The organism is Winogradskyella psychrotolerans, assembly GCF_018860545.1.
Classification (GTDB): domain Bacteria; phylum Bacteroidota; class Bacteroidia; order Flavobacteriales; family Flavobacteriaceae; genus Winogradskyella; species Winogradskyella psychrotolerans_A.
On record NZ_JAHKPN010000031.1, the window covers coordinates 130,743 to 137,003 of the forward strand.

4 protein-coding genes are annotated in these 6,261 nt (G+C 32.2%); 1 reads left to right on the plus strand and 3 read right to left on the minus strand.

The features are described from left to right. Positions 1 to 16: 16 nt before the first annotated feature. Positions 17 to 1,243 carry a Glu/Leu/Phe/Val dehydrogenase dimerization domain-containing protein gene (locus KO515_RS11365; RefSeq protein ID WP_215936471.1) on the minus strand — a complete coding sequence of 409 codons (1,227 nt, stop codon included), beginning with the start codon at positions 1,241 to 1,243 and terminating at the stop codon, positions 17 to 19. Positions 1,244 to 1,311: 68 nt separating this feature from the next. After that, positions 1,312 to 2,379, minus strand: a complete 1,068-nt coding sequence (locus KO515_RS11370; protein WP_215936463.1) for an anhydro-N-acetylmuramic acid kinase — start codon at positions 2,377 to 2,379, stop codon at positions 1,312 to 1,314. An 89-nt stretch (positions 2,380 to 2,468) separates the two neighbouring features. Here KO515_RS11370 and KO515_RS11375 point away from each other — a divergent pair, with 89 nt between their 5' ends. Then, positions 2,469 to 3,611, plus strand: coding sequence for an acyl-CoA dehydrogenase (locus tag KO515_RS11375; RefSeq protein ID WP_215936464.1), 1,143 nt, complete (start codon positions 2,469 to 2,471; stop codon positions 3,609 to 3,611). A 117-nt stretch (positions 3,612 to 3,728) separates the two neighbouring features. Here the strand turns inward: KO515_RS11375 and KO515_RS11380 are convergent, their stop codons facing one another. Beyond that, entirely contained in the window at positions 3,729 to 6,170 is a 2,442-nt protein-coding gene (locus tag KO515_RS11380) for a helix-turn-helix domain-containing protein (RefSeq protein WP_215936465.1), read from the minus strand. Positions 6,171 to 6,261 lie beyond the last annotated feature (91 nt).

Below are 6,261 nucleotides of genomic sequence, written 5' to 3' on the forward strand. Positions count from 1 at the left end.
TCTAATAATCGTCTTTTTAGACTAATTGTCTCAGTGCAATTTCGAAAGCAGTTTCACTAATGCCTGTCTTTGTTGGGTTATTATTATCGACCTCTTGTAAAGCTTTTCTAATCACATTAGAAGTGTCTGTAAAAATGGCTTCATCAGTCATTTGTACTTTACGTTCCATAAAGTAAGCAAATACTCTTGCCATACCACAGTTTGAAATAAAATCTGGAATTAGACTAATTTTCTGATCTGTATACTCCATGATAGGTCCAAAGAAAATTTCCTTATCGGCAAAAGGAACGTTTGCACCACAAGTAATAACTTCTAAACCTGTATTTATCATTTGATCAATTTGCCCTTGAGTCACTAATCTTGAAGCCGCACAGGGTGCAAAAACCTCTGCTTGTAATGACCAAATTTGTTGATTAATTTCATCAAAAGGAATGAGATGTTCTGCGATTAGTGTATTACCATTTTTTGTTAGATATAAATCATTAATGTCTTTAAATGAAAAACCATCTTTATTAATTAAGCCTCCATCTCTATCAATAATTCCAACAATTTTAGCACCCATTTGAGCAAAATAAAATGCTGCTGCAGCACCAACATTTCCAAAACCTTGAACAATAACCCGTTTTCCTTTTATGGAATCGTTTTTAATATCGTAAAAATGTTTTGCTGCGACTGCCACACCATAGCCCGTAATCATATCTGCTATGGTATACTTTTTATTAACACTAGGAGAATAATTAGGGTTTTCAATCACCTTTATCACTCCATGTCTTAACTGACCTATTCTATTGATTTTATCAGCTATTGTAGGTTTAAAATGACCTTCAAAAACACCTTCTTGCGGATGCCATACACCACTTTGTTCAGTAATAGGAATGACTTCATGTATTTCGTCTACATTTAAATCACCACCAGTTCCGTAATAACTTTTTAATAATGGAGATACCGCAGTATACCAACGTTGCAAAACGCCTTTTTTTCTAGGATCTTGTGGATCGAAGTTAATTCCTGATTTTGCTCCACCAATTGCAGGTCCAGAAACGGTGAATTTCACTTCCATAGTTTTAGCAAGTGAAAGTACTTCGTTTTTATCTAAGCCTTTTCGCATTCTAGTTCCACCACCTGCTGCGCCACCTCTTAATGAGTTAATCACGGTCCAACCTTCGGCTTCTGTTTCGGCATCATTCCAATGAAATACGATTTCTGGTTCTTTGTTTTCGTATTTGTGAAGTAATTCTTTTATCAATTTTAATCGCTTTTTTTTATCGTAACAAATATAAAAAACAATCTAAGTGAAAAGCTTAATTAAATTTAATTTTTAGGAATTAATATTTTTCCTGAGGAATGGTTTCTTTTTGCGCCAGTCACGCTTTTTAAGCAATTAACTTCATTTCTTTCTTTCAGCACTCCTAGCAATCCAAAAATCAAGGCTTCTTTAAATTCAATAATCTCATTTTCTGGAATTACTATTTCAGATTTTGAAAACCATTGCGTTTTATAAATTAAAAAATCATTAAAAACGCCTCCACCAGTTATCAAAACTTTAGAATCTTCTTTTTGCAAGACTTTTGAAATTTGAATAGCAATGTGCTCTACATAGGTCCTTAAAATGTCAGGTGTTAAAAGTTTAAATTTATCAATTAACGGAAATACATTTTTGTTGACCCATTCTAAGCCTAAAGATTTTGGAGGGTTTTCATTATAGTACTGAAGCGTATTGAGTTGAAATAATAAATCTTGATTAATGGTTCCTGTTGAAGCTAATTCACCTTTATCATCATAATCAAAACCTAGTTTTGAAACATAATGGTTGAGTACAATATTTACTGGACAAATATCATAAGCTATTCTTTCAGTATTAGATTCGAAGGAAATATTAGCAAAGCCACCTAAGTTAAGGCAATACTCATATTCACTAAATAACAAACGATCACCAATTGGCACTAACGGCGCACCTTGTCCTCCTAATTCAACATCCTGAACTCTAAAATCACAGATTACTTTTTCTTTTAAAATATCTGCTAATATCTGCCGATTGCCAATTTGATAGGTCATACCTTCGTCTGGTTGGTGTAAAGCCGTATGTCCATGAGATGCAATAAAATCTATTTCTTTAATTTTATATTTCTCTACAAACACAGCAATCACAGTTGCTAAATGCTCAGAGTACTCTAAATCTACAGTGTGTAATTGCACTATAGATTGATTTACCAAGCCACTCAAGACTGTTTTCCATTCTATAGAATACCTAATCGTTTCAGCATAATGAATTTTAAAATCCCATGTGTTGTCTACCTCATAAGTAGCATAAATGAGATCTATACCATCTAAAGAAGTTCCGGACATTACTCCAATAACCCTATAAGTAATTTTTGTCATAAGAGTAAAAATAATATTACTTATTGAAAATACCGCAATAAAAATTATCTTTGCGTCAAATTTTTAAGAAATCAATAAAATTATAACTTATGGACTTTAACTTAACAGAAGAGCATTTAATGATACGTGATGCTGCACGAGATTTTGCACAAACGGAATTACTTCCTGGTGTTATAGAACGTGATAATGCACAAACATTCCCAGAAAGCTTAGTTCGTAAGATGGGAGAATTAGGGTTTTTAGGCATTATGGTAGATCCTAAATATGGAGGAAGCGGTATGGATGCCATTTCTTATGTCCTTATTATGGAAGAGTTATCTAAAATTGATGCTTCTGCTTCTGTTATGGTATCTGTAAATAATTCTTTGGTTTGTTATGGATTAGAAGCTTATGGCAATGAAGCTCAAAAAGAAAAATATTTAACAAAATTAGCTACTGGCGAATGCATTGGTGCTTTCTGCTTAAGTGAACCAGAAGCTGGTAGTGATGCAACATCCCAAAAAACAACTGCCATAGATAAAGGTGATCATTACATTTTAAATGGTACAAAAAACTGGATTACTAACGGAGGACGTGCTGAAGTGTATTTAGTGATTGCGCAAACCGATAAGCATAAAGGCTCTCATGGCATTAATGCATTTATATTAGAAAAAGGGATGCCAGGTTTTGATATTGGGCCAAAAGAAGACAAATTAGGAATTAGAGGAAGTGATACGCATACCTTACAATTTAATGATGTCAAAGTTCCTAAAGAAAATAGAATTGGTGAAGACGGTTTTGGATTTAGATTTGCAATGAAAACACTTTCTGGTGGACGTATTGGTATTGCAGCTCAAGCTCTAGGAATTGCTGCTGGTGCTTATGAGTTAGCTTTAAAATATTCTAAAGAACGTAAAGCTTTTGGTACAGAAATTTGTAACCATCAAGCTATAGCGTTTAAATTAGCAGATATGCATACTGAAATAGAAGCGGCTAGGATGTTAGTAATGAGAGCCGCTTGGGACAAAGATCAAGGTAATAATTACGATATGTCTAGTGCAATGGCTAAATTATATGCAAGTAAAGTAGCTATGGAACATACTGTTGAAGCTGTGCAAATACACGGTGGAAATGGATTTGTAAAAGAATACCATGTAGAACGTTTAATGCGTGATGCCAAAATTACCCAGATTTATGAAGGTACATCTGAGATTCAAAAAATTGTTATTTCTAGAAGCATTATTAAAGATTAGTAAACGAAACGTAATTTTTATTCCTAAACATCTGACACAAATTATCAGAGGATTAAATTTAAAACTCAAAGAGACTGATGAAAAGACAGTCTCTTTTTATTTGTAATTAATTGCCGGCTAACTCATTTTATTTTCTAATTCTTGTAATACTAATCTTATTTCTCCAAATGTAAATTTATCATCAATCTGATGTTTTAAATCTGAAAGCGTTTCAAAAGTTTTAGTTGGGATAATTTTCTTTAATTCGCTATAATGCTTTAAAGACATCAACTCCGTAACCTTAACCTCCCCTGATAACGTAAAACTAGCTAAATGTCCAAAAATAGTATTCGAATTCAATTCACGTTCTAACGCAATTTGATCAATTGATTTTCCAGCCTTAAATAAATCTAGCGATATTTTTTTAGTATCTCCTTTCTTCTTTCTAGGTTCTAATTCTTGAAAAACTGGAACATCTTTTGAAATTTCAATATCATTTTCCTCACAATAATCTTTAATAACCTTTAATATTTCATTACCATATTTTTCAACTCTAGTTTTACCCATACCGTGTATATCCAATAACTCTTTTTTATTCATGGGCAAAGTTTCGCACATGGCATACAATGACTTTTGATTAAAAATTTGATAATGGATTAAATCCTCTCTAGTAGCAATAGTATTTCTTAGTTCTCTTAGCAACTCAAATAATTCTACATTAGTGGTACCATCTACAACAGATTTACGTGTCTTTTTGGGTTTATCTTTAGCCAAGAATACAGACTTTGCACGTAATGACAAAAACTCTTCAGTATTAAAGCCGTTCTGAAATCCTTCTAAATAGGACAACTTTACAGCTAATAGTTCATCTAAACTTTCTAATTGCTTATCAATGTCCTTTTGAATCGCTTTATTATCTGTGGTAAAGTTTAATAGCTTAAGTGAACTTTCTACAGTCGTTTTTGTTTGGTCTTTAAAATAATCTAAAGCTTTTGTAAAACGTTCTTGAGCCACTGAGCTTGTTTCAGGAACTTCATTAAGCTTGACTAAAGTTTTCAATTGTAATTTAAAGCTATTACTTATTTTAAGTAAATTAGTAATACTATCTTTAATTGTAATTAATGGAGCCTCTACATTACCCTCAATACTTCCTCTGTTTTTGTAATAAATATCTAATATGCGATTAGCCGGATATAAAAATTTATAAAATTCAAAAATTTCTGAAATAAGATCTAATTGGAAATTATGCTTAGATTCAAATAAAATAGCATCGTTTGGTTGGTTTTCCTCGGCTTGCTTATTAAACTCAATAACATTATAATCGCTTATTATTTGATTAGCCTCAATCTTACTTTTTAAAACAAGGCCTTCTAAAGATTTACAACGACTCAGTGCCACGTACGTTTGTCCATGCGCAAAAGCACCTTGCGCATCAATGATCGCTTTTTCAAAAGTTAGACCTTGACATTTATGAATGGTAATAGACCATGCCAAGCGTAACGGAATTTGTGAATAGCTTCCTATTTTATCCTCAGTTATGGCTTTTGAATCAGCATCAACAGTATATTTTATATTCTCCCAAGTCACTAACTTAGTATTAATATTGAAGTCATCATCAGGACATTTTACCACAACTTCGTCTTTATCCAATAAGATGACTTTACCTATTTTACCATTAAAATAGCGTTTCTCAGGTGAGCTATCATTTTTTATAAACATCACTTGAGCACCAACCTTTAAGTCTAATGTTTCCTTATTAGGAAAAGAATGTTCAGGAAAATTACCTTGAACAATAGCCTTGTAAGACGTAACTTTACCTTTCAATTTATCTAATTCCAATAAATTAGTCTGTCTAGCTTTATTGTTGTGAGTAGTTAGTGAAATATAACCCTCATCTTCTTTAGGTTCAAAATTTGGTAAGTATCTTTTATTTAATTCATCAGCAGAGAGCTTAGTTAAATTGTTATTCCTAATTTCATTAAGAATAGTAATAAACAACGGGTTCTCCTGTCTATAGATATGTTTCAACTCTATGGTAATAGGATTACAATTTTGATATGCTAGGCTACTGAAGAAAAAAGCATTTTTATAGAATGGTTGTAACAGTCTCCATTCATGATCTTTTATTACTGGTGATAGTTGTTGTAAATCACCAATCATTAATAATTGCACCCCCCCAAACACTTCATTCCTATTCTTGTAGCGCCTCAGAGTTTTATCTATTCCATCTAGCAAATCAGCCCTAACCATACTAATCTCATCTATGACTAATAGGTCTAAAGATTTAATAATATTAATCTTGGTTTTATTAAATTTTCTTTTAAATCCAGAATTCGATAAGTCCTCATTGGGTAGAATAGGTCCAAATGGCATTTGAAAAAAAGAATGAATAGTAACCCCTTTTGCGTTAATTGCGGCAACACCAGTGGGAGCAACAATTACCATTCGCTTATCAGCTTGTAACTTTAATTTATGTAAGAATGTCGTTTTACCTGTACCTGCCTTACCAGTTAGAAATATGTTTCTATTGGTTTTGGTCACAAAATCCCAAGCTAATTCTAGTTCTTTATTTTCATTCATAATATAAGCACAAGTAAAGATTGAAGATACTAAAAAGATTAACTAATTGAAATAGCAAAGTTTAATAAAAACAAAAAACCCTTACTAGTTA

Excerpts from the sequence above, each read along its gene's own strand:
- KO515_RS11370 (WP_215936463.1), bottom strand. The coding sequence starts at position 2,379 with ATGACAAAAATTACTTATAGGGTTATTGGAGTAATGTCCGGAACTTCT.
- KO515_RS11375 (WP_215936464.1), top strand. The coding sequence starts at position 2,469 with ATGGACTTTAACTTAACAGAAGAGCATTTAATGATACGTGATGCTGCA.
- KO515_RS11380 (WP_215936465.1), bottom strand. The coding sequence starts at position 6,170 with ATGAATGAAAATAAAGAACTAGAATTAGCTTGGGATTTTGTGACCAAA.